This window comes from Azospirillum brasilense, assembly GCF_008365405.1.
GTDB lineage: Bacteria > Pseudomonadota > Alphaproteobacteria > Azospirillales > Azospirillaceae > Azospirillum > Azospirillum brasilense_D.
The window spans coordinates 1-1,680 of record NZ_QOKV01000070.1 but is presented as its reverse complement, the minus strand read 5'-3'; the positions used below and the strand labels follow the sequence as shown (position 1 = coordinate 1,680).

Genomic DNA, 1,680 nt, shown 5'->3' with positions numbered 1-1,680 from the left:
TGTTGCCATCGCTGGAAAACTGACCCGGGTCATCGGGTGAAAACTGACCCACCGCTCGTAGACTCCCCCTGACCTGCGCGGAGGGGGGAGGGATGCAGACAGCGGAGGAAGTGATGGAAATCCGGGTCATGTTGAAGCAGGGCAAGAGCATCCGGGAGGTTGCCCGTGAACTGGGGGTGTCGCGGAACACGGTTCGGCGGTACGCCCGGGGCGCGGCGCCCGGTTACAAGGCGCGGCCGCCGGTGGCGCGGAAACTGGCCCCCCATGCGGAGTGGCTGGCGGAACGGGTGCGGCGGGCAGCCCCGGAGCATCTGTCGGCGACGGCGCTGCTGGCGGAGTTGCGCCATCGCGGCTACCGCGGCGGCCTCACCATCCTGCGTGAGCATCTGGCGGCGCTTCGTCCGGCTGAGGAACCGGAGGCAGTGGTCCGCTTCGAGACGGCGCCGGGCGATCAGATGCAGGTGGACTGGGCGGTGGTGCGGCGCGGGGCGGATCGCCTGTCCGCCTTCATCGCCGTACTCGGCTACAGCCGCGCCGCCTACGTCGAGTTCGTCAGCGACGAGAAGCTGGAGACGCTGATTGCCTGCCACCAGGAGGCCTTCGTGTACTTCGGCGGGGTGCCGCGGACGATCCTTTACGACAACATGCGCACGGTGGTGGTCGGACGCGACGCCTACGGCCCCGGCCAGCACCGTTTCCAGCCGGCCTTTCGCGATTTCGCCCACCATGCCGGCTTTCTGCCCCGCCTGTGCCGACCCTACCGGGCCAAGACCAAGGGCAAGGTGGAGCGGTTCATCCGCTACCTGCGCGACAGCTTCCTGGTGCCGCTGACGACGCGGCTGGAGCAGCGCGGCGAGCGGCTGGACGTCGTCACCGCCAACGTCGAGGTGCGCAAATGGCTGCGCGACGTAGCCAATGCCCGCGTTCATGGCGGCACCGGCCATGTGCCGGCCGAGCGGCTGGTCGAGGAACGGCCGGCGCTGCAGGAGCTGCCGCGGCCCTGGCCGGGACGCTTGTCCACCGGGACACCGGCGGCCGCGATGCCGGCGCCGGTCCTGCAACATCCCCTGGCCGTCTACGACGCCCTGCTGACCACGGACGGGGCGGCCTGATGGACCTCCAGCATCAGAGGATCGCCGAGCTGTGCGCGGACCTGCGCTTGGCCGGGGTCGCCGGGCAATGGCCGGCTCTGGCGCAGGATGCCGCCCAGCGCTCCGCCACCTTCGCCGACTTCCTGGAAGCCGCCCTCAAGGCCGAGCGGGACCTGCGCCGGGCTCGGGCGCGGACGACGCTGGCCACCCTGGCCAGCTTCCCGGCGGTCAAGACGCTCGATCAGTACGATTTCGAGTTCGCCGTCGGCGCGCCGCGTCAGCAGATCATGGAACTGGCCACGCTGGCCTTCGTCGAGCGCTTGGAGAACGTAGTCTTCCTCGGTCCCAGTGGCGTCGGCAAAACCCATCTGGCCATCGCGCTCGGCTATCTCGCCACCCAGCGCGGCATCAAGACGCGCTTCATCACCGCGGCCGACTTGGTGCTCCAGCTGGAAACGGCACAGCGCCAGGGGCGGTTGAAGGAATACATGAACCGGACGGTGTCCCCCTACCGGCTGCTGATTATCGACGAGATCGGCTACCTGCCCCTGGGGCGCGAGCAGGCCAACCTGTTCTTCCAGGTGGTGGC

2 protein-coding genes are annotated in these 1,680 nt (G+C 69.2%); both read left to right on the top strand.

All coding sequences use genetic code 11. The features are described 5' to 3' along the window. The first annotated feature begins 92 nt into the window (after positions 1-92). A complete protein-coding gene (gene istA / locus DS837_RS31785) occupies positions 93-1,112 on the top strand; it encodes an IS21 family transposase (protein WP_149168394.1) in 1,020 nt (339 codons plus the stop codon). Then, the coding region (locus DS837_RS31780; RefSeq protein WP_149168393.1) for an ATP-binding protein at positions 1,112-1,680 on the top strand (569 nt) is incomplete at its 3' end. The genes istA and DS837_RS31780, both read left to right, overlap by 1 nt.

Excerpts from the sequence above, each read along its gene's own strand:
- istA (WP_149168394.1), top strand. The coding sequence starts at position 93 with ATGCAGACAGCGGAGGAAGTGATGGAAATCCGGGTCATGTTGAAGCAG.